Annotated in this window: 23 protein-coding genes, 2 pseudogenes and 1 riboswitch; of the genes and pseudogenes, 11 read left to right on the plus strand and 14 right to left on the minus strand. The window is 61.4% G+C overall.

Translation table 11 applies throughout. From position 1 onward, the window contains the following. Positions 1 to 103: 103 nt before the first annotated feature. Both ACRESH_RS15325 and ACRESH_RS15330 read right to left on the minus strand, forming a co-directional pair. Positions 104 to 403: pseudogene (locus tag ACRESH_RS15325) on the minus strand (DUF2834 domain-containing protein); the annotation flags it as partial. 56 nt (positions 404 to 459) lie between these two features. After that, positions 460 to 612 carry a hypothetical protein gene (locus ACRESH_RS15330; protein WP_431742875.1) on the minus strand — a complete coding sequence of 51 codons (153 nt, stop codon included), beginning with the start codon at positions 610 to 612 and terminating at the stop codon, positions 460 to 462. On the opposite strand from ACRESH_RS15330, the pseudogene ACRESH_RS15335 reads away from it, so the two are divergent. Then, a pseudogene (locus tag ACRESH_RS15335) lies at positions 559 to 1310 on the plus strand (helix-turn-helix domain-containing protein). The gene ACRESH_RS15330 and the pseudogene ACRESH_RS15335 overlap by 54 nt on opposite strands. On the opposite strand, the gene thpR reads toward ACRESH_RS15335, so the two are convergent. Then, the gene (gene thpR, locus ACRESH_RS15340; RefSeq protein ID WP_431742802.1) at positions 1307 to 1855 is read right to left on the minus strand and encodes an RNA 2',3'-cyclic phosphodiesterase; all 549 of its coding nucleotides are present in this window, start codon (positions 1853 to 1855) and stop codon (positions 1307 to 1309) included. The pseudogene ACRESH_RS15335 and the gene thpR sit on opposite strands and share 4 nt — an antisense overlap. A 240-nt stretch (positions 1856 to 2095) precedes the next feature. On the opposite strand from thpR, the gene lpxO reads away from it, so the two are divergent. From lpxO to ACRESH_RS15355, 3 genes are all read left to right on the plus strand, one after another. Then, positions 2096 to 2995, plus strand: a complete 900-nt coding sequence (gene lpxO, locus ACRESH_RS15345) for a lipid A hydroxylase LpxO (protein ID WP_431742803.1) — start codon at positions 2096 to 2098, stop codon at positions 2993 to 2995. A gap of 89 nt (positions 2996 to 3084) precedes the next feature. After that, positions 3085 to 3642 carry an N-acetyltransferase family protein gene (locus tag ACRESH_RS15350; RefSeq protein WP_431742804.1) on the plus strand — a complete coding sequence of 186 codons (558 nt, stop codon included), beginning with the start codon at positions 3085 to 3087 and terminating at the stop codon, positions 3640 to 3642. A 59-nt stretch (positions 3643 to 3701) separates the two neighbouring features. After that, positions 3702 to 3908: riboswitch (cobalamin riboswitch) on the plus strand. A 107-nt stretch (positions 3909 to 4015) separates the two neighbouring features. Then, positions 4016 to 6157, plus strand: coding sequence for a TonB-dependent receptor (locus ACRESH_RS15355; protein WP_431742805.1), 2142 nt, complete (start codon positions 4016 to 4018; stop codon positions 6155 to 6157). Positions 6158 to 6211: 54 nt separating this feature from the next. On the opposite strand, the gene ACRESH_RS15360 is transcribed toward ACRESH_RS15355, so the two are convergent. From ACRESH_RS15360 to ACRESH_RS15385, 6 genes are all read right to left on the minus strand, one after another. After that, a complete protein-coding gene (locus ACRESH_RS15360) occupies positions 6212 to 7447 on the minus strand; it encodes a saccharopine dehydrogenase family protein (RefSeq protein WP_431742806.1) in 1236 nt (411 codons plus the stop codon). A 27-nt stretch (positions 7448 to 7474) separates the two neighbouring features. Beyond that, positions 7475 to 8572 (minus strand): carboxynorspermidine decarboxylase, encoded by a 1098-nt coding sequence (nspC, locus tag ACRESH_RS15365; RefSeq protein ID WP_431742870.1) that lies wholly within the window; start codon positions 8570 to 8572, stop codon positions 7475 to 7477. Positions 8573 to 8700: 128 nt separating this feature from the next. Then, positions 8701 to 9909, minus strand: a complete 1209-nt coding sequence (gene gltS, locus ACRESH_RS15370) for a sodium/glutamate symporter (protein ID WP_431742807.1) — start codon at positions 9907 to 9909, stop codon at positions 8701 to 8703. Between the two features lie 46 nt (positions 9910 to 9955). Next, positions 9956 to 10894, minus strand: a complete 939-nt coding sequence (gene hutG / locus ACRESH_RS15375; RefSeq protein WP_431742808.1) for a formimidoylglutamase — start codon at positions 10892 to 10894, stop codon at positions 9956 to 9958. A 19-nt stretch (positions 10895 to 10913) separates the two neighbouring features. Further along, on the minus strand, positions 10914 to 11639 hold the full coding sequence (locus tag ACRESH_RS15380; RefSeq protein WP_431742809.1) for an IclR family transcriptional regulator: 726 nt from the start codon (positions 11637 to 11639) through the stop codon (positions 10914 to 10916). A 116-nt stretch (positions 11640 to 11755) separates the two neighbouring features. Then, the gene (locus ACRESH_RS15385) at positions 11756 to 12319 is read right to left on the minus strand and encodes a hypothetical protein (RefSeq protein ID WP_431742810.1); all 564 of its coding nucleotides are present in this window, start codon (positions 12317 to 12319) and stop codon (positions 11756 to 11758) included. Between the two features lie 218 nt (positions 12320 to 12537). On the opposite strand from ACRESH_RS15385, the gene ACRESH_RS15390 reads away from it, so the two are divergent. Beyond that, complete coding sequence (locus ACRESH_RS15390; protein ID WP_431742811.1) at positions 12538 to 13545, plus strand: GlxA family transcriptional regulator; 1008 nt, start codon at positions 12538 to 12540, stop codon at positions 13543 to 13545. Here the strand turns inward: ACRESH_RS15390 and rarD are convergent. After that, positions 13509 to 14447: an EamA family transporter RarD gene (rarD, locus tag ACRESH_RS15395; RefSeq protein ID WP_431742812.1), complete on the minus strand. Its 939-nt coding sequence runs from the start codon at positions 14445 to 14447 to the stop codon at positions 13509 to 13511. The genes ACRESH_RS15390 and rarD overlap by 37 nt on opposite strands. 99 nt (positions 14448 to 14546) lie before the next feature. On the opposite strand from rarD, the gene ACRESH_RS15400 reads away from it, so the two are divergent. From ACRESH_RS15400 to ACRESH_RS15415, 4 genes are all read left to right on the plus strand, one after another. After that, positions 14547 to 15023 (plus strand): Lrp/AsnC family transcriptional regulator, encoded by a 477-nt coding sequence (locus ACRESH_RS15400; protein ID WP_431742813.1) that lies wholly within the window; start codon positions 14547 to 14549, stop codon positions 15021 to 15023. A gap of 159 nt (positions 15024 to 15182) precedes the next feature. Continuing rightward, positions 15183 to 16163 carry an aliphatic sulfonate ABC transporter substrate-binding protein gene (locus ACRESH_RS15405; RefSeq protein WP_431742814.1) on the plus strand — a complete coding sequence of 327 codons (981 nt, stop codon included), beginning with the start codon at positions 15183 to 15185 and terminating at the stop codon, positions 16161 to 16163. Between the two features lie 183 nt (positions 16164 to 16346). Further along, positions 16347 to 17183 carry a bifunctional allantoicase/(S)-ureidoglycine aminohydrolase gene (locus ACRESH_RS15410; RefSeq protein WP_431742815.1) on the plus strand — a complete coding sequence of 279 codons (837 nt, stop codon included), beginning with the start codon at positions 16347 to 16349 and terminating at the stop codon, positions 17181 to 17183. 111 nt (positions 17184 to 17294) lie between these two features. Continuing rightward, a complete protein-coding gene (locus ACRESH_RS15415) occupies positions 17295 to 17930 on the plus strand; it encodes an START domain-containing protein (RefSeq protein ID WP_431742816.1) in 636 nt (211 codons plus the stop codon). Here the strand turns inward: ACRESH_RS15415 and ACRESH_RS15420 are convergent, their stop codons facing one another. Next, positions 17931 to 18812, minus strand: a complete 882-nt coding sequence (locus ACRESH_RS15420; RefSeq protein ID WP_431742817.1) for a LysR substrate-binding domain-containing protein — start codon at positions 18810 to 18812, stop codon at positions 17931 to 17933. A 126-nt stretch (positions 18813 to 18938) separates the two neighbouring features. Here ACRESH_RS15420 and ACRESH_RS15425 point away from each other — a divergent pair, with 126 nt between their 5' ends. Beyond that, a complete protein-coding gene (locus ACRESH_RS15425) occupies positions 18939 to 19571 on the plus strand; it encodes an ankyrin repeat domain-containing protein (RefSeq protein WP_431742871.1) in 633 nt (210 codons plus the stop codon). Between the two features lie 24 nt (positions 19572 to 19595). Here ACRESH_RS15425 and pobA read toward each other — a convergent pair whose 3' ends face one another. Then, entirely contained in the window at positions 19596 to 20783 is a 1188-nt protein-coding gene (gene pobA, locus ACRESH_RS15430) for a 4-hydroxybenzoate 3-monooxygenase (protein ID WP_431742818.1), read from the minus strand. A gap of 135 nt (positions 20784 to 20918) precedes the next feature. On the opposite strand from pobA, the gene ACRESH_RS15435 reads away from it, so the two are divergent. Further along, on the plus strand, positions 20919 to 21806 hold the full coding sequence (locus ACRESH_RS15435) for a helix-turn-helix domain-containing protein (protein ID WP_431742819.1): 888 nt from the start codon (positions 20919 to 20921) through the stop codon (positions 21804 to 21806). 39 nt (positions 21807 to 21845) lie between these two features. Here the strand turns inward: ACRESH_RS15435 and ACRESH_RS15440 are convergent, their stop codons facing one another. Continuing rightward, complete coding sequence (locus tag ACRESH_RS15440) at positions 21846 to 22670, minus strand: class I SAM-dependent methyltransferase (RefSeq protein ID WP_431742820.1); 825 nt, start codon at positions 22668 to 22670, stop codon at positions 21846 to 21848. A 47-nt stretch (positions 22671 to 22717) separates the two neighbouring features. After that, positions 22718 to 24811: a TonB-dependent siderophore receptor gene (locus ACRESH_RS15445; protein ID WP_431742821.1), complete on the minus strand. Its 2094-nt coding sequence runs from the start codon at positions 24809 to 24811 to the stop codon at positions 22718 to 22720. Positions 24812 to 24924: the final 113 nt, after the last annotated feature.

The raw sequence follows: 24924 nt of genomic DNA on the forward strand, positions 1-24924 counted from the left end.
GCCCGGAAACTGGGGTATCAGCTTGTGGCAGCCTAAGAGACTTAAGAATCAGTGGCTTATATTTTGTTTGATGAGAGCGAGCTTGCCCCGCGACAGGGTCGCAGCGCCGAAAGCCATTGACCACGATATACAACAACGGCCCCACCGAAACGAACACCGCGGTCAGCACAAAATACGGCAGCACAGCTCCCAGCGTTCGGCCTCGGCTACGTGCATCCCGGTACATCCACACACACGCCAACACCGCCAACAGGTACAGGTCGATGACGACCTGGGCGGTGTCCGGTCTGGACATCAACTCCAGGCCAAACTGAATCAGCGTCTGCTCGGCATGGAGCATGGTGAAGGCGGTATAGCCGACAAACCCGAGCAATGCGACAAAGGCCAGGTAAGGCTTTTTCATCAGGTGTCGTCCTTTGACAATGAGGGCCTTCAGGCTAGCCACCCCGTCCCTGAACCTCAATGACCTGTGAGGTCATAGACATTCGCGCCCAGGCCATGCACAGTCACGCCATGTCCACATTCCTCAATATCCCGCCCCTCACGCTCGGCTTGCAATTGCGTAAACTGCGCCAGCAGGCGGGCCTCAGCCAGCTCGACCTGGCCTTGCATTGCGGTATTTCCCAGCGCCACCTGAGCTGCCTGGAAACCGGTCGGGCACGGCCCAGCCCGACCATGCTCGATACCTTGCTCGCGGCCATGGACACGCCCCTGGCATCACGCAACGCGCTGTTCCTCGCCGCAGGATTCGCCCCCGATATGCCGCCTTGCCGCTGGCCGATCCGGACCTGGAGGTGGTGCACCAGGCGATCATGCATATCCTCAGGGCCAACGATCCGGCCCCGGCAATTGTCCTCGACAGTAACTGGAGCGTGATCGCGGCCAACGCTGGCACCGCCGCCCTGCTGCAACTGGTGGGCTTGCCCGCTGAGGCCATCAGCGCCGAACTCAACCTGCTCACCACCCTGCTCGCTCCTGGCGGCCTGGGTGACCGACTGCTCAATGCCGAACAGATCCGCCGAGTAGCCTGGCAACGCGCTTCGCGCGAAGCACTGGACAACACGAACCTCGCCCGGTTGCTGGCGAGCCTGCCGGTACCGCACGGGCAACACATCGAGGCCGAGCAGACACTACCGCCGGTACTGATGACCCGCCTCGATTCAAACGCCGGCGAATTGTGCTTTCTGTCGACTTTCACCACCTTCGGCATGCCCCAGGACATCACCGTCGCCTCCCTGCGCATCGAGCACCTGATTCCGGCTGATGCCGCCACCTGGGCGGTGATGAAGGCCGCTTGCGCAGCCAGCTAATCGCTCTGTAGCGGCCAGTGCGCCAATGGCCAGTAACGCCCTTTGCGCGATTCGAACAAGGTGAAGTGCCGCGCTCGCAGAATAAAATCCGCCGCCACCAGCGCTTCCGGCACCGGCCCCTGATAGTGGCGGAGCAACGTCAGGTGCGGGCGGTACTCGCGCGGCGCCTCGGCAAAGCCGAGCGGCAACAGCGCCTGTTGCAGAGCGTAGACCAGTTGCCGCAAGGCCACCGGCGTCTGGCTAGGCGTCAACACCAGCGCCCTGGCATGTCGCCAGACTTCCAGGCGGTCGAGTTCCACCGTCAGCGGCACACCGGGCATTTTCACCCCCGCAGCGGCCGCCAGGATGGCTGGTAACTGTGCCGTGCTCACCGATCCAAGAAACATCAGAGTCAGATGGAAATGCGCCGACGGCACCGGTCGGCCATTGCCCATACCGAGTTCACTACGCCATTGGGCGATAGCCCGGCGCTGCGTCGACGTGCAGTCGACGGCAAAGAAAAGCCGTTTGAAGGGCTCGCCCGTTTCGCGAATGCCTTGCTCCACGCCTGCCCCCTTCGCTGTCGTCGTTTCGCCCAGTCTAACGTCCCGTACCGGAAGCCGTCAGCCTCCTGAATAGGGATATATCCGGTTTTTACTGGGACAAGCCCGCCCCCACGCAAACCTTTGCATCTGGGACTAATGTCGCACGCCGATCCAGTAACATTGCGTACAAACCTCGGTCGTGATTGTTTATGCTTGCAAGTTCATGCCATGGCGCATCGCCACATCGAGCAGTATCCGCCCATGAAAGTATTCCTTGTTCTGCTGTTTGTTTTTTCGATTGCCTACGTCCATTTTCGCGGCCGAGTCAGGCACAAAATCACCCGCCAGCTGGGTGACCACTCGAGCTTCCTGGCCCCGGCGAACGTATTCCTCTACCTGTTCTCCAAGCTCCCGGCCAAACCCTACCTGCCGGTCGAAAGCTTCCCCGAACTCAAGCCGCTGCAAGACAACTGGCAGGAAATCCGCGCCGAAGCCCAGCAGTTGCTGCATGTCGGTGAGATCAAAAGTTCGCAAAATCACGACGACGTCGGTTTCAACTCCTTCTTCAAGAGCGGCTGGAAGCGCTTCTATTTGAAGTGGTACGGCGAAAGTCACCCCTCGGCGATGAAACTCTGCCCGCGCACCACCGAACTGCTGCAAGGCATCGGCACCGTCAAAGCGGCCATGTTCGCCACCTTGCCGCCAGGCTCGAAACTGGTACGCCACCGCGACCCGTATGCCGGTTCCTACCGCTACCACCTGGGCCTGGACACGCCGAACGACGACGCCTGCTACATCTGCGTGGACGGCGAAAACTACGCCTGGCGTGATGGCGAAGGGGTGATATTCGACGAAACCTACATCCACTACGCCTCCAACCAGACCGAGCACAACCGCATCATTCTGTTCTGCGACGTCGAGCGCCCGCTCAAATACCGCTGGGCCACCGCCTTCAACCGCTGGTTCAGCCGTAGCGTCATGGCAGCAGCGGCTGCGCCGAACGATGCCAGTGACAAGACCGGCGGCATCAACCGCCTGTTCACCCGTATCTACAAAATCCGCGAACGCGGCAAGGCGCTGAAGAAACGCAACCGCACCCGTTATTACCTGGAGAAATGGGCGGTAGTGGCGGCGTTGGTGTTGGTGTTCATCTATATCTGATGTTTATCGCAGGAATGCCGGTATGCACAAACAGTTGCATGCTGGCACTAACGCTCTCAGACTCGCAGCTCACGTTGCCAGGAACCGCCATGATCCACATCCGCCCCATGACCACCGCTGACTTCGAACACTTCTGGCCAACCTTTCAGGCCATTGTCAGTGCCCGCGAAACCTATGCCTTCGACCCGGCCATGAGCCAGGAACAGGCACGTCAGCTGTGGCTGGAATCACCACTGCACACCCTGGTGGCCGAGGAAGATGGGCAACTGCTCGGTTCCTACTACCTCAAGGCCAATGCTGCCGGTCCTGGCAATCATGTGAGCAATTGCGGCTACATGGTCAGCGAGGCCGCACGTGGACGTGGCGTTGCCCGGCTGATGTGCGAACACTCGCAACGACTGGCCCGCGAGCAGGGGTTTCTGGCCATGCAGTTCAACTCGGTGGTTGCGAGTAACGAAGCGGCGGTGGCCTTGTGGCACAAGCTTGGCTTTGAAGTTGTCGGGCGTTTGCCACGGGCCTATCGGCATGCACGCCTGGGGCTGGTCGACTGTCTGGTGATGTACAAGTGGTTGGAAGTACCACAGCAACCCATGCTGATCGGGCGCAAGAACATTGAGGCGGTGGTGTCACGCAAACGCGGGCGTTGACCCGCGATGCTTTTAGCCCCAACCGCGCAACTCATTGACTGCAAAGACTTTCAATGTTCAGATGCGCGCCAGTTTCAGGTGTCCTGCGCCGTCGTGCGCAGGGTGAAACGGGAAGCCGGTGCGTCACTTAAAGTGATTAGTCCGGCGCTGCCCCCGCAACGGTAAGCGAGCGAAGCCTTCGAAACACCACTGTGCTGCGGCATGGGAAGGTGAAGGCCTTCATGACCCTCGCAAGCCCGGAGACCGGCCTGAAGCTTCGTTTGGCAACCCCGCGGTGGGCGGGCGCAGGCCGGTTTGCATGCGCCTGCGCGCGCAATTCCTCCATGCGTTGTTCCCTCCGGGATTCATTCCTTCCAGTAGATTGTGGAACGACATGTCCCGTTACTCCAAGCTTCATACCCTGGCGCTCAATGCCCTGGCCCCCTGCCTGGCATTTTCCTTGCCGGCCTTCGCCGCTGAAACCGGCACCACGGCCCTGGCCTTGCCCTCGACGGCCATCACCAGCAGCAGCGATAACCAACCGATCAGCCTGGCCACCCCACTGCCGGCCGGTTCGCGCTTGAACCTCAGCGCCATGGACACCCCGGCCAGCACCAGCAGCATCAGTGCCGAGGTCATCGAAAGGCGCAACAACCGCACAGTGCAAGATGCCGTCAGCCGTTCGCCGGGCATCACTTCTGTGGCGACCCCAGGCAATGGCAACACCGCCCTGTCGGCCCGTGGCTTTGAAGGGCACGGTTCGCTGATGACCCTGTTCGATGGCTCGCGGATGTACACCGGTGCCGGCACCCAGACCTTTCCGGTCGACCCCTGGATGGTCGAACGCATCGACATCATCCGTGGCCCGGCCTCAGTACTCTATGGTGAGGGCGCCACCGGCGCGGTGATCAACGTGATCCCGAAGAAACCCTTCGCCGGCGAGGTCCGCAACCAGCTGCGCCTGGGCTACGGCTCCTATGACCATCAGCAACTGGGCCTGGACAGTGGCGGCTCGCTGAGCGAGCGCCTGAGCTACCGGATGACCCTCAACCGTCAGCAAAGCAACGGTTGGGTGGATCGCGGCGACTCGAAGAACCTGGCCATGAGCGCCGCCCTGCGTTTCGACGCCAGCGACGACCTGAGTTTTACCCTGGCCCACGAGCGTGGTGACGCCGAGCCGATGAACTACTTCGGCACACCGCTGATTGATGGTCACTACCGCGACAGCCTGCGCAAGAAGAACTACAACGTGCGCGATGACGTGCAGCGCTACCATGACGAGTGGACCCGCCTGAACAGTGACTGGACCCTCAGTGATTCGATCAGCGCCAGCAACCAGCTCTACTACATCAAGAGCCGTCGGCACTGGCGCAACGCCGAGGACTACACCTGGAGCAGCGGTCAGGGACAACTGCAGCGCGGCAGTTACCTGGAAATCAAACACGACCAGGAACAGCTCGGCGATCGCCAGAGCTTTACCTTCGATCACACGCTGTTCGGCCTGGCCAGCAAGACTGTGGTGGGTGCCGAGTACAACCGCATTCGTTTCAGCATCGACAGCAACTCGCCGTACAACGACATCGGTGGCGACTTCATCGACCCCTGGAATCCGGCACCCGGCGACTTCCATAGCCAGGACCCAACCCGCGCGCAATCCCACAGCATTACCCGCACCTTCGCCCTGTTCGCCGAAAACCGCACCCAGCTGTCCGAGCGCTGGTCGCTGGTGACGGGTATTCGCCGCGACCAGAACCATATCGACCGCGACAACCTGGTCACCAACAGCCGCACTGACCGTAGTCTCAACGGGGGTAACTGGCGTGCAGGCCTGGTCTTTGCCGTGACCGATGAACTGTCGCTGTATGGTCAGTATTCCACCAGCGAAGATGGCGTCAGTGACCTGATCACCCTCAGCCCAAGCCAGCAGAACTTCGACCTGACCGAAGCCAGGCAGACCGAGTTCGGCCTCAAGCAACTGTTCTGGGACGGCCGTGGCGAATGGACCCTGGCGGCTTATCACATCGTCAAGAAGAAGTTGCTGGTCGACGACCCGATCACCCACCAGAAACAGCAGGCCGGGCAGCAGACCGCCGATGGCCTGGAAGCGACCCTGGAACTGGCCCTGGCCAACCAGTGGCATGTTTCGGCCAACGCCTCGGTGGTGCGCGCCAAGTACGACGACTTCGAGCAGACGGTAGGCGGCCAGTCGGTCTCGCGCGCCGGTAACCGCCCAAGCAACGTACCGCGCCGCACCGCCAACCTATGGGTGAGCAAAGGCCTGGGCCACGGCGTGGATGCCGGTATGGGCCTGCGCTATGTCGATGAGCGTTATGCCAACACCGCCAATACCCAGACCGTACCAGGCTTTACCGTGGTCGATGCCAACCTCGGTTGGCAGGTGTTGCCGGATGTGCGCCTGGGCCTGCAGCTGAACAACCTGCTGGACCGCCGCTATGCTGCGAGCGCACAGAGTGGCGAGCAATGGTTGATGGGTGAGCCGCGCTCATACTTTGCGACCGTGGATTACAGTTTCTAAGCTGTGGGAGCGGGTCAAGCCCGCTCCACACAGGTTTACTGGAACCTCAGAGGATCAGTTCCAGGGACGGTCGCCGTTCTCGTCCTTGATACGGGTCGGCAGGCCCATCACGTCCAGCGCCTTGAGGAACGGTTCAGCCGGCAGTTCCTCGACGTTGACCATGCGCTGCACATCCCACTCGCCACGGGCAACCAGCAAGGCTGCTGCCACAGGCGGTACGCCTGCGGTGTAGGAAATGCCCTGGCTGTCGGTCTCGGCGTAAGCCTCTTCATGGTCGGCCACGTTGTAGATGAAGACCTCACGTGGCTGGCCATCCTTGCTGCCCTTGACCAGGTCACCAATGCAGGTCTTGCCGGTGTAGCCTGGCGCCAGCGAGGATGGATCAGGCAGCACGGCCTTGACCACTTTCAGCGGCACAACTTCCAGGCCTTCAGCAGTCTTGACCGGCTGCTCGCTGAGCAGGCCAAGGTTCTTGAGCACGGTGAAGACATTGATGTAGTGCTCACCAAAGCTCATCCAGAAACGCACGTTCGGCACGTCGAGGTTCTTCGACAGCGAGTGCACTTCGTCGTGGCCGGTCAGGTACAGGTTCTGCGAACCTACCACCGGCAGGTCGTCGGTACGCTTGACTTCGAACATGGTGTTGCTGGTCCACTGGCTGTTCTGCCAGCTCCACACCTGCCCGGTGAACTCGCGGAAGTTGATTTCCGGGTCGAAGTTGGTGGCGAAGTACTTGCCGTGTGAACCGGCATTGACGTCGAGAATATCGATTGAATCAATGCGGTCGAAATACTGTTGTTGCGCCAGTGCCGCATAGGCATTGACCACACCTGGGTCGAAGCCTACGCCGAGAATGGCGGTAATGTTCTTCTGCTGGCATTCCTCGAGGTGTTTCCACTCGTAGTTGCCGTACCAGGGCGGGGTTTCGCAGATCTTGCCCGGTTCTTCGTGGATGGCGGTGTCCAGGTAGGCCACGCCGGTATCGATGCAGGCACGCAGCACCGACATATTGAGGAAGGCGGAACCGACGTTGATGACGATCTGCGATTCGGTTTCGCGGATCAGCGCCTTGGTCGCTTCGACATCCAGGGCGTTGAGCGCGAACGCCTTGATTTCAGCGGGCTGTTTGAGGCTGCCCTTGGCCTTGACGCTGTCGATGATGGCCTGGCATTTGGAGATGTTGCGCGACGCGATAGCAATACGACCGAGTTCGTCGTTGTGCTGCGCGCACTTGTGGGCCACCACCTTGGCGACACCTCCTGCACCAATGATAAGAACGTTCTTCTTCAATTTATCTATCTCTCCTTTACTGCCAGCTCAAGACAGGCTGGACAAGTAGTCTTCGAAACCAAACTCGCGAACCACCTCGACACTACCGTCAAGTTGTTTCACTACGATGGACGGCATTTTCAGGCCGTTGAACCAGTTTTTCTTGACCATGGTGTAACCCGCTGCGTCAACAAACGACAGCCGATCGCCAATGGCCAGCGGACGATCAAATTGATACTCGCCGAAGATGTCGCCGGCCAGGCAGGACTTGCCGCACACCATGTAGGTGTGTTCGCCTGCGCTTGGCGCCAGCTTGGCGTTGAGGCGGTAGATCAGCAGGTCGAGCATGTGCGCTTCGATGGAGCTGTCGACCACGGCCAGGTGCTTGCCGTTGTACAGGGTGTCGAGTACGGTCACTTCCAGCGAGGCGCTCTGGGTGATCGCCGCTTCGCCCGGTTCCAGGTAGACCTGTACGCCGTATTTCTCGGAGAAGGCCTTCAGGCGCGCGCAGAAAGCGTCCAGCGCGTAGTCCTCACCGGTGAAGTGGATACCGCCACCCAGGCTCACCCACTTGACCTGGTGCAGCAGGTGGCCGAAGCGCTCCTCGATGGTGCACAGCATCTGGTCGAACAGGCCGAAGTCGTCGTTCTCGCAGTTATTGTGGAACATGAAGCCGGAGATCTGCTCGATGACCTCCTCGACTTTCACCGGATCCCACTCGCCCAGGCGGCTGAACGGACGCGCCGGGTCGGCCAGGAGGTAGTCGGAGCTGCTCACTTGCGGATTGACGCGCAGGCCGCGCACAGTGCCTTCGGTCTGTTCGGCGAAGCGTTGCAGCTGGCCGATGGAGTTGAAGATGATCTTGTCGCAGTTCTCGATCATCTCGCCGATCTCGTCGTCGGCCCAGGCCACACTGTAGGCGTGAGCCTCGCCAGCGAACTTCTGACGCCCCAGCTTGAGTTCGTAGAGCGACGACGAGGTGGTGCCGTCCATGTACTGCTGCATCAGGTCGAACACCGACCAGGTGGCAAAGCACTTGAGTGCCAGCAGGGCCTTGGCCCCGGAGTTTTCACGCACGTAGGCGATCTTCTCCATGTTGCGCAGCAGCTTGGTTTTGTCGATGAGGTAGTACGGCGTTTTGATCATTTCGAGGCCCCCGGCCAGGCCGGCCAAAAAAAGGACACGCATTGTGCCTTCCCTCGGTACTTATCGAAAGGGAGAAAAGCGCTTTTCCTTCAGTCAGTGGTCAGTTTGCCTCCAGGGCGCCTGCGATGTCAGCTGAATGCGTTGATAAACCAGGTAATCAACGGCAAGGCGACAATGTCGATCAGCACCGCCCCACACAGCGGCACGATGATAAAGGCCTTGTACGAAAACACTTTATAGTGGTCACAGATAGCACCCATGTTGGCCACCGCATTGGGCGTGGCGCCCAGGCCATGGCCCATGTAGCCGGCGCAGAGCACGGCAGCATCGTAGTTGCCGCCGAACAGGCGGAACAGCATGAAGACGCACAGCAGCACCATGATCACTACTTGCACCACCAGGATAACCAGTAGTGGCAGGCCCAGTTGTTCCAGCTCCCAGAACTTGAGACTCATCATCGCCATGGTCAGGAACATCCCCAGACTGATGTCGCCCAGGGTACTGACGGCGTTGTCCGGTATCTCGATAACCCGCGCGCGGTCGTTGAGGTTGCGCAGGATGATGGCGACGAACATCGCGCCGACGTACACCGGCAGGACGATGCCCAGGTGCTCTTTCAAGGCGTTGCCAATCCAGAAACCCAGTACCATGATCACCAGCATGCAAGTAAGCAGCCGCAGCAGCACGGCGGCATCCAGGGGTACGCTCGGGGCTTCGTTGGCTTTTTCCAGGGCTTGCAGGGTGTCGACCTGGTCGGCCTTGACCACCAGTTTTTTACGGTCGATCAGGTAGCGCGCCACCGGGCTGCCAAGCAAACCGCCAGCGACCATGCCGAAGGTCGCCGAGGCCAGTGCCGCCGTGGTAGCACCGCTGGTGCCGAGGCTCTCGGCAATCGGTCCGAAGGCCGCCGCGGCACCAAAGCCGCCTTCCAGCGACACCGCACCGGCCATGATCCCCAGCAACGGGTCGATGCCCAGCGCTTTGGCCATGCCGACACCCACCAGGTTCTGCAACAAGGCCAGGCCCCAGCAGGCGCCGAGGTAGACGAACAGGATCTTGCCGCCCTGACGCAGCAAGCCGAGGCTGCCGCCCAGACCGACCGTGGTGAAGAACGCCACCATCAACGGAGTTTGCATCGCGGTGTCGAGCTTGATGTCCAGCCATTGCTGGTTACGCAGCAGCCACACCGCCAGGGCAAAGCCAAAGCCGCCGATCACTGGGGCCGGTACACAGAGTTGGCGCAGCCAGTAGCTGTGCTTTTTCAGTTGTGCCCCAATCGCCAGCAGCACAAGGGCCAGGGCGACGGTGGTCAGTGCATCGAGTTGCAGGGTCAGCATGGGTTAGCACTCTTGTTTTTATACTTGGATTAATGGGGTGAAGGGCTCAGTCGACCAGGCTGGCCAGCAGCCGTGCGCCTATGCGCGCGGTGCGCTGGTCCTGGTCGAGGCCCGGGTTGAGCTCGGCGATGTCGGCCATGCGCAGCTTGCCGCTGGCCTTGGCCTGGCGGACCAGGTGCTCGACCACCATCAGGTCGACGCCATGGGCCGACGGCGCACTCACGCCGGGGGCCTGGCTGGCGGGCAGCACGTCGAGGCAGACGGTCATGTACAAGTGATCGATGCCGCTCAAAAACTCATCGACAAAGCCCTCGATGGCCGGGACATTCCACGGTTGCATCTGCCGGTCCAGGCGATAGCGCACGTTCAGGCGCTGGGCCTGGTCGAACAGCGCTTGGGTGTTGTTCAGCTCGCTCACGCCCAGGCAGCAGTAGTCGAAGGCCAGGCCGGCCTGCTGGCAGTATTCGGCGATCTGCCGGAACGGCGTGCCGGAGCTGCTTTGCGCGGCGTGGCGCAGGTCGAAATGGGCATCGAAGTTGAGGATGCCGATACGCGGGCGCGCCTCGCGCTGACGCAGGTGTTCGGCCAGGCCAAGGAAGCTGGCGTAGGCGATTTCGTGGCCGCCTCCCAAACCCAGGGGCAGATGGCCCTGGTCGAGCAGTTGGCTGACACGCTCGGCGTAGGCCTGCTGCGCGCCTTCCAGGTCAGTGCCGACGCAGGCGATGTCGCCGCTGTCGTAAAGTGCACGCTGGCCACGCCAGGCCAGGTTGGCCAGGGCCTTGCGCAAGGCCGGTGGCCCCTGGCGGGCGCCGCTGCGGCCCTGGTTGCGGGTGACGCCTTCATCGCACGCCAGGCCCACCAGCGCGGTGCCAGGCGCTTGCTCGTTGTCGTAGGGCTGCACCCATTGGTGCCAGCGCAGTGCCGACGCTCCTTCGTCAGCGTCGATTCGGCCTTGCCACAGGGGCATGGCGATAGTTGCAGTCATGCGGGTACTCCAGGTGGATTCAGTCCAGCCGCGCGCCTACGCGCAGGGCGACCTCTCGGGTCCAGCGGGTCAGGCGTTCGCTGTTCTGCTGCGCGCGAAAGGCCGGAGCCATCAGGCTGATTGCGCCATGCAGGCGGTTGCGGCTGTCGAGCACCGGGGCGCTGACGCCCCAGATGCCGTCGTCGATTTCACCCAGGCTGACGGCATAGCCCTGGGCGCGAATGGGGATGAAGCTCTGGTGATAGTCCTCGACGCCTTCAGCGTCGACGCCATGCTCGTGCAGGATGGCTTCGCTGCGTTCTGGCGCCATATGCGCCAGCAGCACCCGCGCCGAAGCACCGACCAGCAGCGGCTGGGCCAGGCCCTTCTGGTAGCAGCAACGCAGCGGCTGCGGGCTGTCGATCAGCTCGATGCAAATGGCCTGGCCATTGCTGGGCACCATCAGCGCAACGCTTTCGCGGCTCAACTCGGCCAGGCGTTTGAGCTCAGGCAAGGCCTGTGACACCAGCAGCGCTTCGCGGTCGAATTTGTTTGCCAGCTGCAGGCAGGCAGGCCCAGGCAGGTAGCGACCATGGCCATTGTCTTCAGCCAGGCCCCAACGCAGCAGGGTCTTCAGGTGCCGGTAGGTGCTGCTCAGGGGCTGTTCCAGTTGCAGGCTCAGTTCCTTGGCCGACACGGCTTCATTGGCCTGGCCAAGGGCGACGAGGATCTGCAGCAAGCGATCGGTGGGCGTGGTGTAGTTCATGTGTGCTCCTTGCGAACATGGAGCACAGGGTTTTCTCGAAGGGTGAAACAGGATTCCCACTAAGTGGGAAATATCGCAGTGAAAAGCGATGAGAGGTGTGTAAACGGCAGGCAGGATCAGGCCGACAATGACTTGCCGCAGCGCCCATAGACCACCACTTCTCCAGCGGTGGCAATCACCAGGCTCAAGCCGGTATAGGAAAAGCCGAACGCCCTCACCTCCAGTTCCACCCCCAGCTTGTGGAACAGGGCTGGTCGGTTGTAGCGCGCACCGTGCAGCCACGAACCCGGTTCAACCAGCAGCAGATGCTGTGCGGGCCACGCCAGGGTGATGTCCTCGACCATCCAGCCATCGGCGGTGGCCACCGGCAGGCCGCCGCCATTGATGCCGGCCATGCGGATCACCCGCTCGTGCAACGGGCCGATGCCGCGGGTTTGCAGATGACGGTCGCTGCCCAGGTTGTCGGTGCGGTCGCGGGCGACTTTTGCCCCGGTCTGGCAGTCGATCACACTGCGCCCGGAACTTGAGGCGACCAGCAGCAGCTCACTGTCATGGTCAAAGCCGATTTCCAGCAGACCGGCGATGGTCGATTGCGTCTTGAGTTGCCACGGTTCAGGGGCCGGAGCGACCTGAAGCTGTTCGATCACCCGGCGCAGCGGGTCAAGATGGGATGAGGGCATGTCACGACTCAGCTGTGTGGGTCTGGCATTAGAGTCCGGAGTTTTTACATTAAGCCTTACCGAAATGATTCATGGATCCTACAACGACCAAGCGCTAGCCAGTTACCCCAAGATGGTCTGGCGCCGGAAGTTGCATCAGCGGTGTATTCGCATCCCGCAGGATGTCAGGCATGATCAACGCCGCGCGCCTTATGAATCAATGCCCTGCGGAGCCGAAATTGCCCAGCCCTCGCCACTTCAGCCAAAAATCCAGTACAACAAACATGCTGAACCTCAAGCACCCGCAGGCGCCCTCCTCACCCGCCTACCGCGTCGGCTTCCTGCTGCTGGAGAACTTCTCCATGGCCAGCTTCACCGTGGCCATGGATGTGCTGGTTACCGCCAATCTGCTGCAGCACAACCTGTTCGTCATCACACCGCTGTCATTGGGCGCAGAACGGGTGATCAGCGACCTGGGTCTGGAAATCTATGCCGCAGGCCTTGAGCGGGCCAGCCTGAATGATCTGGATATGCTGGTGGTCTGCGGAGGGCTGCGCACGCCGCTCAAGTACCCGCAACTGGACCGCCTGCTGGCCGAGGCAGCAAGCCATGGCCTGGCGCTGGGCGGGCTGTGGAACGGTGCCTATTTTCTCGGCCGTGCCGGGGTGCTGGCGGACTACAGCTGTACCATTCACCCCGAGCAACGGGCGAGTCTGGCCGAGCGCAGTGCGCAAAGTACGATCACGCCGGCAAGTTTTGTCCTCGACCGCGACCGCTTGACCGCGGCCAGCCCCAATGGCGCGCTGGAGATGATGCTGGCGCTGCTCAAATTGCAACAAGGCGAAGCGCTGGCGGCCGGGGTCGAGGAGATCCTGGCGTTCTCCGGCGCACGCTTTCGCCGGGTCGACAGCAGCTCGAAAAAGTCCATGAGCGCGCCGCTGCGCACCATTGTCGAGTTGATGGAGAACAACCTGGAAGAAACCCTGAGCCTGGATCAACTCGCCAGTTACAGCGGTCGCTCGCGACGCCAGATCGACCGTTTGTTCCAGGCGCAACTGGGTACCTCCCCGAGTCGCTATTACATGGAGCTGCGCATTACCAAAAGCCGACGCCTGCTGCAGTATTCCGACCTGCCGTTGATGGATGTGGCGATTGCCTGTGGCTTTGTCTCGGTCTCGCATTTCAGCAAATGCTACAGCGCCTACTTCGGCTACCCGCCTTCACGTGAACAACGGCTGGGCGAGTAACCACGGCGACTGCTGTTCAGGCTCAAGCCGCCTTCCACCACCAGCACCAGCACCGCCAGCCAGATGGCGATGTAAGTGGGCCATTGCGCCGGGGCGATGGTTTCCCCCAGCAGGATCGCAGCCAGCACCAGCAGGATCGGTTCGACGTAGATCAGCAGGCCGAACAACGTCAGGTTCAAGCGTGGCCCCGACAGCGCTTGCAAGGCCAAGGCAGACGCACTGATCGCCCCTAGCCCGGCGACCAGCCACGGCAAGCTTGAACCACTGCCCGCGACGCCCAGCACTATCCCGCCCTTAAGTACGAAAAACAGGCTGACCGGCAGGCTCAGGCTCATGTCGAACCACAAGCCGCCCATGTTGTTGCTGTCGCTGACCCGGCGCAGCCAGAAGTACAGCGGATACCCCAGCCCCACCACCAGCACCGGCCAGGTGATGGCCTTGGCAATGGCGATCTGATTGATGATGCCCAGCGCCGCCAGCGCACAGGCCAGCAATTGCAGGCGACTGATGTTGTCGTTGAAGGCCAGACGGCCGAGGATCACCATGGTCAGCGGCATGAGGAAATAGCCCAGCGACACATCAAGGCCATAACCGTTGATCGGAGCCCACATGAACAGCCACAACTGCACGCCGAGCAAGGCCGCCGACAACAGGCGCAAAGCCCAGAACAGGCGCTCGCGAAACAGCCGCTGAAACAGCCGGCGCACCTCGTGCCAGTGACCAGTGGCGAGCACCATCAGGGTCAGGCAAGGTACGGTCAGGAGAATCCGCCAGCCGTAAATTTCTTCGCCGCCCAGGGGTTCGAGCAGATGAGTATAGGCGTACATCAGCGCAAACAGTACCGACGCCAGTACGTTGAGCAGCACGCCCAGGGAGGCGTTGAGGGTAGCGGGCCGGTGCATTGCAGTGTCCTTCACGGAGTGTTCGGTCGGTGATAATTTATTGCGTAGCGCCTGATAAGTGCCCTCGTTTTTCACCCTCAAGATGAGAAAATTTTGCACATGAAGCCTGCGCTGGATGATTTCGACCTTGCCCTGCTCAACAACTTGCAACAGGACAACAGCCTGCCTCTGCGAGAATTGGCCGAGCAGGTGCACCTGTCCACAGCATCGGTGCAACGGCGCATCCAGCGGTTGAAGAGCGCCGGTTTTATCCAGGCTAACGCGGCGGTGGTCGATCCGGAAAAAGTCGGCCAGGTGATCACCTTGATGGTCGAGGTGCATGCCGACCGCACCCAGTCGGCAGACCTTGAGCTGATGAAACAGGCCTTCTCCGGGCCCGAGATCCAGCAGTGCTACTACGTCACCGGTGATGCCGATTTCATGCTGGTGCTGACGGTGGCGAGCATGAGCGCGTTCCAGGCCCTCGCCCAACGATTGTTCCATGACAACCCGAACGTGAAGTGGTTTCGGACTATTGTGGTGCTGGAGCGGGTGAAGTCGACCCTGCATGTGCCGATTAACAAGACTGCCCGCTGAATTGAACGCTGCCCGGCGATAAGGTCACTGATCAAATAAAACAAAAAGATATAAAAATAACAAAACAATCTAACAAAACGGAATAAACAAATTGAAACGCTCACTCGGGCTCCTTATATTTTCGGACACCACCTGTCCTTGAGCCCCTGGAGTCCGCCCATGCCGCAACAGCCCCATTCCCCCCTGCGCCGCCTGTTGACCGGCGGCCTGCTTGCCGCCTTCGCCGCGCTGCTGCTACCTGGCCAGAGCGCGGTGGCCGAGCCCGCCAAGACCCTGCGCATCGGCTATCAGAAATTCAACAGCATCAACATCCTCAAAGGCAGCGGCGCCCTGGAAAAAGCCCTGGCGCCACAAGACGTGACTGTCAGCTGGTACGAGTTCGCTGCCGGCCCGCAACTGCTCGAAGCGCTGAGCACCGGCGCCATCGACCTGGGCCATGCCGCCGATGCGCCTTCAGTATTCGCCCAGGCCGCCGGCAAGCCGGTAGTCTACCTGGCCGCCGAACAGCCCTACCCGCGCGGTATCGGCCTGGTGGTGCGCGAACAGGACAAAATCGCCAACGTCCAGGCCCTCAAGGGCCAGCGCGTGGCCACTGGTCGCGGCTGGAACGCCCAGTACCTGCTAGCCGTGGCCCTGCAGGATGCTGGCCTGAGCTACAAGGACATCACCCCGGCCTACGTCAACAACGCCGCCGACGCGGTGGCGGCGCTGCAATCGGGCAGCGTACAGGCCGTGACCCTGTGGGACCCGTTCCTGGCCGCCGCGGAACAACAACCGGGGCTGAAAAACCTGCGTGACGGCAGCGGCCTGTCCAACAACCGCACCTTCTACCTGTCGTCTGCCGCCTTTGCCGATAACAACCGCGCGTTGCTCAAGACCTTCTTCAGTGAACTGGCCAAGGTCAGCGACTGGGCCAACCACAAGCCCGATGAGGTTGCCGCCCTGCTCGCCCCGCAACTGGGCATCGGCGCCGATGTGTTGCAGGTGGCCAGTGAACGGCGCAACTACAATGCCGTGCCGATCGACGGCAAAATCACCGCCGAACAACAGAAACTGGCCGACACCTTCCAGGGCCTGGGCCTGATTCCCAAGGCGTTGCGGGTGGCCGATGCGGTGTACCCGGTCTCCGTTCTGCCCTAAGCCGATTGGCCAGTAATGCCGATACGCAGATCAGCCCTGTCGGCATTCAGCAATCAAATACCGGGTATTTCAACATTTAATTTGTGGATAGGACGATCTTGTCTATATCGTGTCAATGCATCCCCACGCAGCGCCGGCCGGCGCTGCCAGGCACGGGGACACAACAACAAGTCGAGACTGTCCATGTCGAAATCTTCTTACTACGCCCCTCACGGTGGGCACCCGGCTCAGACCGAGCTGCTGACAGACCGTGCCATGTTCACCGAAGCCTATGCCGTGATCCCCAAGGGCGTGATGCGTGACATCGTCACCAGCCACCTGCCGTTCTGGGACAAAATGCGCATGTGGGTCATCGCCCGTCCGCTGACCGGTTTCTCGGAAACTTTCTCGCAGTACATCGTGGAACTGGCGCCAGAAGGCGGCAGCGAGCGTCCTGAGCTGGACAAGAATGCCGAAGCGGTACTGTTCGTCGTCGAAGGCGAAGTTGACATCACCCTGCAAGGCAAGCCCTACACCCTGAAGGAAGGCGGCTACGCCTTCATTCCACCGGCGGCCGACTGGAGCCTGCGCAACAACAGCGGCAAGAACGTCACCTTCCACTGGATCCGCAAGCACTACCAGGTGGTTGAAGGCCTGGCCCTGCCGGAAGCTTTCGTCACCAACGAGAAGGACATCGCGCCGATCCCGATGCCAGGCACCGACGGCGCCTGGGTCACCACCCGCTTCGTCGACATGGCCGACATGCGCCACGACATGCACGTCAACATCGTGACCTTCCAGCCAGGCGGCGTCATTCCGTTCGCTGAAACCCACGTCATGGAACACGGCCTGTACGTCCTCGAAGGTAAAGCGGTGTACCGCCTGAACCAGGACTGGGTCGAGGTCGAGGCCGGTGACTTCATGTGGCTGCGCGCCTTCTGCCCGCAAGCCTGCTACTCCGGCGGACCAGGCCCGTTCCGCTACCTGCTGTACAAGGATGTGAACCGCCATATGAACCTGGTGCTCAACCCGCAGCGTTAAGCCCAGGCTTGCTGCATAGAAAAGCCCGCCGTCACTGGCGGGCTTTCTCGTTGTGCTGGCGCTGGCCTATGCTGCTCAGACCTGCCACCCGACCGCCTTGGAGCCTGCCCCATGAACCCCAGATCCTTCTGCGGCGCACTCCTGGCCTTACTGATGTGCAGCCTTGCCCACGCCGACGCCTGGCAACTGGCCAGGAACGAAGACGGCATTCAGGTGTATCTGGATAAAGTGGCGGGCTCAAAATACCAGCGCTTTCGTGGGGTGACCCTGATCAAGGCCAGCGTGCGCACCCTGAGTGACCTGCAAGAGAACCTGCGGGTGGCGTGCAAATGGCTATACGGGTGCGCGAGCATGCGCCTGCTGGACGTCGAAGGCGACAACACCTGGGTCTACCTGACCACCGACCTGCCCTGGCCGGCCAGCCCCCGCGACATGGTGATCCGGGTGCACACCGAGCGCACCGAGGACGGCGGCCTGATCCGCCGCCTCAGCGCCGTTGCCGGCAAGGTCAAACGCCAACCGGGATTGATCCGCGTCAGGCAGCTCAAGGGCCTGTGGACCCTGGTTCCCAAAGGCGAGCAACTCACCGAAGTGACCTACCAGTTGCAGGCCGAACCGGCTGGAGACATTCCCTCGTGGCTGGCCAACCAGTTCGTCATCGATGCGCCGATGGTGTCGCTGCGTACCTTGCGGGCGGTGGCTGAACGCCAAGGGGTGCGGGCGACGCCAGAGACACCCGCTGAATAACTACACCTCATGGGCCTCAAGCAAACTCGCCAACACCCCCGCCAACTCCTTGACCATCGGATCGGCGGTCGGCCGATGGACGATGACGATCTCATAGCTGTCGATCACCGGCAGGCCGTTCTGCTCACCCAGCACGGCATGCTCGCAGGTCGCTGCACGCGGCGGCAGCAGACTGATGCCCATGCCATCGGCCACCGCGGCCTGGATGCCACTGAGGCTTGAGCTGGTGAAGCTTATCCGCCAGCGCCGGCCCATGCTTTCGATGGCGTTGATCATGTCGTCGCGGTACAGGCCCCGTGGTGGAAAGGTCACCAGTGGGATCGGGTCGAGGTCGATCGAGGGCGTGCCGGCGCTGTCGATCCACTGCAACTCTTCCGGCCAGCAGGCCACCCCTTCGCGGCTATTGCGCCGCTGCTTGAGCAGTACCAGGTCGAGTTCACCGTTGTCGTAGCTCTGGCTCAGGTCACGGCACAGGCCGCTGGTGACCTCCAGCTTGACCTGCTGGTACTTGCGGTTGAAGGCCGACAAGGCGTTGGTGGTGCGCCCGCCGACAAAATCTTCCGGCACCCCCAGGCGCACGGTCACACCCACGGTGGCCCCGGCCAGGGCCTCTAGCATCTGGTCATTCAGGGCCAGCATGTGCCGGGCGTAGCCGAGCAGGGTCTGGCCTGCATCCGTGGGCAGTACATCGCGATTGCCACGCACCAGCAGGCGGTGGCCGACCATGTCTTCCAGGCGCCGCACCTTCTGGCTCACGGTCGACTGGGTGGAGTGCAGGCGCGCGGCAGCGGTAGTGAAGCTGCCGCAGTCGGCCACCACGACAATGGCCCGAAGCAGGTCCAGGTCGAACAGAGACCTATTCGGTTTTACACTGATGTCCATGTAAATATTTAACTTCTAAATAGGAAGCTTGATTTCTATCATGCCCCCATTCACAGGACAACACACGGAGACAAGCGAATGCGCCTGGAACACTTCAATGTCTTTTTCGCATTCCTATTGGCCATGATGACCTCGATCACTGCCAGCGCCGAAGGCGGCGTGCTGGAAAGCCAACTGCGCGAAGCCGCCGGCAACGGCAACGCCGAGCGCGTACGTAGCCTGCTCGACCAGGGCGCCAACCGCGAAGCCCGCGACAAGCTGGGCCGCACGCCCCTGCTGCTGGCCACCCATCGCAACCAGGTCGACGCCGCGCGGGTGCTGATCGAGGCCGGTGCCGACGTCAACGCCAAGGACAACATCGACGACAGCCCTTACCTGTATGCCGGCGCGCGTGGCTTCAACCAGATCCTGCGCCTGACCCTGACCCACGGCGCCGATCTCAAGAGCACCAACCGCTATGGCGGGACGGCACTGATCCCGGCTGCCGAGCGGGGGCATGTCGACAATGTGCGCACCTTGATTGCGGCCGGTGTCGATGTGGATCACCTCAATCGCCTGCACTGGACCGCCTTGATGGAAGCCATCGTGCTCAGCGACGGCGGGCCGCAACACGTGGAGATCGTCGACTTGCTGGTGAAGGCCGGGGCCGATGTGAACATTGCCGACAAGGACGGCGTGACGCCGTTGGCCCATGCGCGCCAGCGCGGTTACACGGCGATGGAGAAAATCCTCGTGGCCGCTGGCGCCCGGGCCGAATAAGCCTGGTCCAGGCGCATCGGAATTTTACTCGATGGCTTCGAACGGCAAGCCCACGTAGTTCTCGGCGATGTTGACCAGGCCGGCGTGAGAAGTGAAAAAATACTCACGATCGGCCTGCTGCATCTTGTCATCCCAGGCGTCCTGGTGCTCACCGAAATCGTGCAGCAGGTGGGTCATGAACCAGCTGAAACGTTCGCCTTTCCAGACCCGCCGCAAGGCCAGCTGCGAGTAAGTGTCGAGCAGGTCAGTGCGACCTTCGCGGTAAACCTTGACCAGGATCCGATACAAATAGCAAACATCCGAGGCCGCCAGGTTCAGGCCTTTGGCGCCGGTGGGCGGGACGATGTGCGCGGCGTCGCCGACCAGGAACAGCTTGCCGTACTGCATCGGCTCGACCACATAGCTGCGCAGCGGGGCGATACTCTTTTCCAGCGCAGGCCCCGTAACCAGACGTTCGCCGATGTCCGCGGGCAGACGCGCCTTGAGCTCGGCCCAGAAGCGCTCGTCGGACCAATCATCGAGGTGATCGCTCAGCGGCACCTGCAGGTAGTAGCGACTGCGGGTCAACGAGCGCTGGCTGCACAAAACGAAGCCGCGGTCGTGATGGGCATAGATCAGTTCTGGATTGACCGGCGGCGTGTCGGACAACAGGCCAAGCCAGCCAAAGGGATAGACGCGTTCATAGTGGGTCAGCAGCGCTTCGGGGATGCTCTTGCGCGCCACTCCGTGGAAGCCATCGCAACCGGCGATGTAATCGCAATCGATGCGATGGGTCTGGCCATCTTTCTCGTAGGTGACGAAAGGCTGCTCGCCTTTCATCTCGTGCGGCTGGACATTGCCGGCAGCATAGATGATGGGGGCTCCGCTGACCGCGCGTGCGTGCATCAGGTCGCGGGTGACTTCGGTCTGGCCATAGACCATCACCGTCTTGCCGCCGGTCAACGCCTTGAGGTCGAGGCGAATACGCTTGCCGCCCACCAACAGTTCGACGCCATCGTGCACCAGACCCTCGGCATCCATGCGCTCGGACACGCCGGCTTCGCGCAGCAGATCGACGGTGCCTTGTTCGAGCACCCCGGCCCGGATGCGACCGAGCACATACTCTGGGGTCTGACGTTCGACAATCACGGTGTCGATACCGGCCTTGTGCAGCAGTTGGCCCAGCAGAAGGCCCGAGGGGCCGGCGCCAATAATGGCTACCTGAGTTTTCATTATTCTTGTCTCGCTTAAGGGCTATTTTTGTTATGAGCCCCTGCATTTTTACTGACAAATACCGGATAAAAAGGTGATATTCCCCCGACAAATTGCACTTTTACAAATACAGTTCGATTATCGAACAGGCCCATAATGACAAGATCCAGCCTCCCCAGAATCCCCGTGTTCAAGCTGTATGGCGAAAGCCAGGCCTGGCCGACACCCGACCTGTTGCACTGCGAATCCATCCCCAAACGCAGCAGCCTGCACCACTGGGAAATCAAGGCGCATCGGCATGCCGACCTGTTCCAGCTGTTGTACGTGTGTCGTGGCCGGGCAGAGATCGAGCTCGAAGGCCGGCGCAGCTCGGTGCGCGAAGCGGCGATTCAGGTGATACCGCCGATGACCGTACACGGCTTTCAGTTTTCCGCAGACATCGATGGCTACGTGTTGACCCTCGGCGCGCCACTGGTGGCGCAACTGGAAGCGCAACTGGGCGCGCCACTCACCGTGTTGGCCTCGGCGGGCTGTTATCGGCTGGGCGCTGACCGACGCGCCTTGCACACGCTGATCCGTGTGTTGCATCAGGAATACGAAGGCAGCGCCCCGGCACGCGAACTGCTGCTGCATTCACTGGTCACTTCGCTGATGGTCTGGATCAGCCGCCGTAGCCAGCAAAACACGCTGTCGAGCAACCGCGACGAGCGCAACCAGCAGCTGCTCGCACGCTTTATCAAACTGGTCGAACAGCATTACCGCGAACACCTGTCGGTCGAGCTGTTCGCTCATCGCCTGGGCGTCTCCAGCGTGCACCTGAATAGCCTCTGCCGCGAACTCGCCGGGCAGACCGCGCTGCAGATCATCCACCAACGCTTGCTGCTCGAAGCCCGGCGCAACCTGATCTACACCAACATGAGCATCAGCCAGCTGTCCGATAGTTTAGGATTCAGTGACCCAACCTACTTTTCGCGTTTCTTCCGCCGCCTGTGCGGACAAACGCCCAACGCTTTTCGTCAGGCAGGTGTGGCGGGCAGCTATTGATTCGCCGCGAAGGAGCGGGCTTGTCCCGCGATGAGGCCATCACCCCCGTTTCACCGCCTGCAAGGTGTAACTCAACGGCAACCGCCAACGGTCCTTGTCCAGCGACCACTCACCTGCCCCGCTCTTGCTCATCTGCCCCGGCAAGGCCTCCCAGGGAATGCTGTCGTGCTCCACCAGTGCGGTGATCTGCAAGCCATGCCCCAGCAAGGCGCTGATGACCTCGCCCAAGCCATGGTTCCATTCATGGGTAATCGTCTGAGTGAGCGCGGTGACCGTTTCGACATAGGTCTGGTCACTGTCCCAGACCGTCGGGACTTCGCGTTCGAAATAAGGGTACTCGATCACCAGCCGATCCTGATGATCTTCGTTCACCGCCAGTAGCATCGGGTGGCCCTCGCGCAGGAACAAGCGACCTCCAGGCTTGAGCAACGCCGCTACCGTACGCGCCCAAAGTTCGATGCTCGGTAACCAGATCAAAGCGCCGATGCCGGTGTAGACCAGGTCGAAACTCCCGGGTGTCAGCACCTTGTCAGCGGCATAGACATCCGACTCAACATAGTTGATTACCTCGCCACAGCGTTCGGCCAGGGACCGGGCCTGGGCCAGCGACTGTGAGGAAAAATCCAGCCCGCTCATCTGCGCCCCCAGCCGTGCCAGCGACAGGGTGTCAGTACCGATATGGCACTGCAGATGCACTGCGCGCAAGCCACGAATGTCACCCAGGCGCGGCAGGTCGAAACGTACAACTTCGGACAGGTGCTGCGGATCGGCAATGAACCGCTCCACCTCATAGTCGGTGGACGCCGCATGCAGTGACGCCCGTTCATCCCAGCTGCGGCGGTTGAGTTCCAGCGAGTCGCTCATCATCAGCCTTCCTTTGGCAAACACTAGAGCGCTCGACTATAGCCCGCTCAAAGCGCCAGACTCAAACTGACCATCAGATTGCGCGGCTCACCCGGCAGGTTCCACACCGCGTTGTAGCCGCGCTCGTAGTACTTGCGATCGAACAGGTTGTTCAGGTTCAGACCGACCGTGGCGTGTTCGCTGACCTTGTAATGGGCCAACAGGTCGAGCGTGCTGTAGCCCGGCAGGCGAAAATTGCTGCCGGCCTGGCCGGAGCGATCACCGACATAGTTGGCCGCCGCTCCGATATCCGATCCCTGCAGCAAGCCCTGCTGAAACTCATACACCGCCATCAGGCTGCCGCTGTGTCGGGGTATACCCAACAGGTCGCTGCCCTCGGGCAGGCTGGCGTCGCCCTTGGTCACTTCGGCATCGATGTAGGCGTAGGCACCGATCAGGCGCACGGCGTCGCTCAGCTGCCCACTGAACTGCAAGTCGACACCCTGGCTACGCGCCTTGCCGGCCGCAACGCTGTCGCCGAAGGCATCGGTGGTGATGACGTTTTCCTTGTCGATCCGGAACAGCGCCAGGGTCGCCCCCAGACGACTGTCGAACAGGTCGAACTTGAGCCCGGTTTCATAGCCCAGGCCTTTCTCCGGCTTGTACACCTGGCCCTGGGTGCCGATGCTATTGGGCTTGAACGAGGTCGAGGCGTTGGCGAACACGCCGACCTCAGGGGTGAGCTGATACAGCAACCCCACGCGCGGCGTGGCCACGTCTTTTTCCTGGGTGTTGCTGACCTGGCTGGTGCGGTTCTGGGCGCTCTGCTCGATGTGCTCCAGGCGCACCCCGATCAGGCCACGCAGGCGTTCGCTAAAGGTGATCTGGTCTTGTAGATTGAGTGCATAGCTCTGCGTGCGCTCGAAGAAGTCATTGGGTTTGACCAGCGCGGGCTTCGGCTTGCCATACACCGGGTTGTAGATGTCCAGGCCATATTCCAGTGAAGTGGCGCTCTGCGGATACTTCTGGCTGTTGCGGTAGTTCTCGTACTCCAGGCCGATCAGGCTCTGGTGCTGCCAGCCGGCGAAATCAAACTGGCCATGCAGTTCAGCCTGGGTGATGCTGTCGTTCCACTCGAAATCACGCTCGCGGTAGAAACGGCTGAGGGTGGTGCCGACCAGGCGCTGGGGCTCGGAGCTGTTGCCCTTGAGCCGGCCCTGGGTGTAGTGGTTGGCCAGGCGCAGCTTCCAGCTGTCGTTCAGGTCATGCTCCAGGGCCAGGTCCAGGGTCTGGTTGTCGTTGCGGATGCGCCCATCGTTGGGCTCACCAAAGAAGGCCGAACGGCTGATCGAGCCCAGTTCGCTGTTCACCGCCGGCACCCCACGGTCAAACACCGACTCGGTGCGCGAGAACTCGCTGTCGATCGACACCAGCGTGTCTGGGCTCAGTTGCCAGCTCAGCGACGGACTGACGATACGCCGCTCGCTGCCAACGTAATCGCGAAAACTGCCGTTGTCCTCCACGGCCATATTGACCCGCGACAGCACGCGCCCGTCTTCGCTCAGTGGCGTGTTCACATCCAGGCTGCTGCGGTAACGGTCCCAACTGCCGGCGCTGGCCTTGAAATGGCTGAAGGCCTCGGCCTGGGGACGCTTGGTGACGATGTTCACCAGGCCACCCGGATCACCACGTCCGTACAGGCTGGCCGCCGGCCCCTTGAGCACTTCGATGCGTTCGATGCTCGAGGTGTCCGGGGCGCTGTAGCTGCCGCGGTTGACGGCAAAGCCGTTCTTGTACAGCTCGCCGGTGGTGAAGCCGCGCACGCTGTAATTGAGGAAGGTCAGGCCACCGAAGTTATTCTGCCGGCTCACCCCGCCGGCGAAATCCAGGGCACGGTCGATGCGGGTACTGTTGAGGTCCTCGAGCACCTGGCTCGGCACCACGGCGATGCTCTGGGGGGTGTCACGGATGTCGGTGTCGGTCTTGGTCGCCGTGCTTGAGCGGTTGGCGCGATAGCCCTGCACGGGACCTGTGGCGGATTCTTCGAAGTGACGTTCGCTGACGGTCAGGGTATCGAGCAACACCGGCTCCGCAGCCGCAGCCGGCAGCGCGAACAATGAGGCAGACAGGCCGAGGGATAACCTTCCTAGGGGATAGTTCATGCGGGCTCCCTAATTAATATGTAATAACATAACAATTAATGGCGCCATTTGAAATTGAAGAATACGGCTGATCGCGGAGCTTGCCCCGTGATCAATCGCAAAAACGCTCACAC

The sequence above is a fragment of the Pseudomonas sp. genome (assembly GCF_050739775.1).
Lineage (GTDB): Bacteria > Pseudomonadota > Gammaproteobacteria > Pseudomonadales > Pseudomonadaceae > Aquipseudomonas.

Coding starts and splice junctions, on each gene's coding strand:
- ACRESH_RS15330 (WP_431742875.1), bottom strand. CDS start 612: ATGCAAGGCCAGGTCGAGCTGGCTGAGGCCCGCCTGCTGGCGCAGTTT.
- lpxO (WP_431742803.1), top strand. CDS start 2,096: ATGAAAGTATTCCTTGTTCTGCTGTTTGTTTTTTCGATTGCCTACGTC.
- ACRESH_RS15350 (WP_431742804.1), top strand. CDS start 3,085: ATGATCCACATCCGCCCCATGACCACCGCTGACTTCGAACACTTCTGG.
- ACRESH_RS15355 (WP_431742805.1), top strand. CDS start 4,016: ATGTCCCGTTACTCCAAGCTTCATACCCTGGCGCTCAATGCCCTGGCC.
- nspC (WP_431742870.1), bottom strand. CDS start 8,572: ATGATCAAAACGCCGTACTACCTCATCGACAAAACCAAGCTGCTGCGC.
- gltS (WP_431742807.1), bottom strand. CDS start 9,909: ATGCTGACCCTGCAACTCGATGCACTGACCACCGTCGCCCTGGCCCTT.
- hutG (WP_431742808.1), bottom strand. CDS start 10,894: ATGACTGCAACTATCGCCATGCCCCTGTGGCAAGGCCGAATCGACGCT.
- ACRESH_RS15380 (WP_431742809.1), bottom strand. CDS start 11,639: ATGAACTACACCACGCCCACCGATCGCTTGCTGCAGATCCTCGTCGCC.
- ACRESH_RS15385 (WP_431742810.1), bottom strand. CDS start 12,319: ATGCCCTCATCCCATCTTGACCCGCTGCGCCGGGTGATCGAACAGCTT.
- rarD (WP_431742812.1), bottom strand. CDS start 14,447: ATGCACCGGCCCGCTACCCTCAACGCCTCCCTGGGCGTGCTGCTCAAC.
- ACRESH_RS15400 (WP_431742813.1), top strand. CDS start 14,547: ATGAAGCCTGCGCTGGATGATTTCGACCTTGCCCTGCTCAACAACTTG.
- ACRESH_RS15405 (WP_431742814.1), top strand. CDS start 15,183: ATGCCGCAACAGCCCCATTCCCCCCTGCGCCGCCTGTTGACCGGCGGC.
- ACRESH_RS15410 (WP_431742815.1), top strand. CDS start 16,347: ATGTCGAAATCTTCTTACTACGCCCCTCACGGTGGGCACCCGGCTCAG.
- ACRESH_RS15415 (WP_431742816.1), top strand. CDS start 17,295: ATGAACCCCAGATCCTTCTGCGGCGCACTCCTGGCCTTACTGATGTGC.
- ACRESH_RS15420 (WP_431742817.1), bottom strand. CDS start 18,812: ATGGACATCAGTGTAAAACCGAATAGGTCTCTGTTCGACCTGGACCTG.
- ACRESH_RS15425 (WP_431742871.1), top strand. CDS start 18,939: ATGACCTCGATCACTGCCAGCGCCGAAGGCGGCGTGCTGGAAAGCCAA.
- pobA (WP_431742818.1), bottom strand. CDS start 20,783: ATGAAAACTCAGGTAGCCATTATTGGCGCCGGCCCCTCGGGCCTTCTG.
- ACRESH_RS15435 (WP_431742819.1), top strand. CDS start 20,919: ATGACAAGATCCAGCCTCCCCAGAATCCCCGTGTTCAAGCTGTATGGC.
- ACRESH_RS15440 (WP_431742820.1), bottom strand. CDS start 22,670: ATGAGCGACTCGCTGGAACTCAACCGCCGCAGCTGGGATGAACGGGCG.
- ACRESH_RS15445 (WP_431742821.1), bottom strand. CDS start 24,811: ATGAACTATCCCCTAGGAAGGTTATCCCTCGGCCTGTCTGCCTCATTG.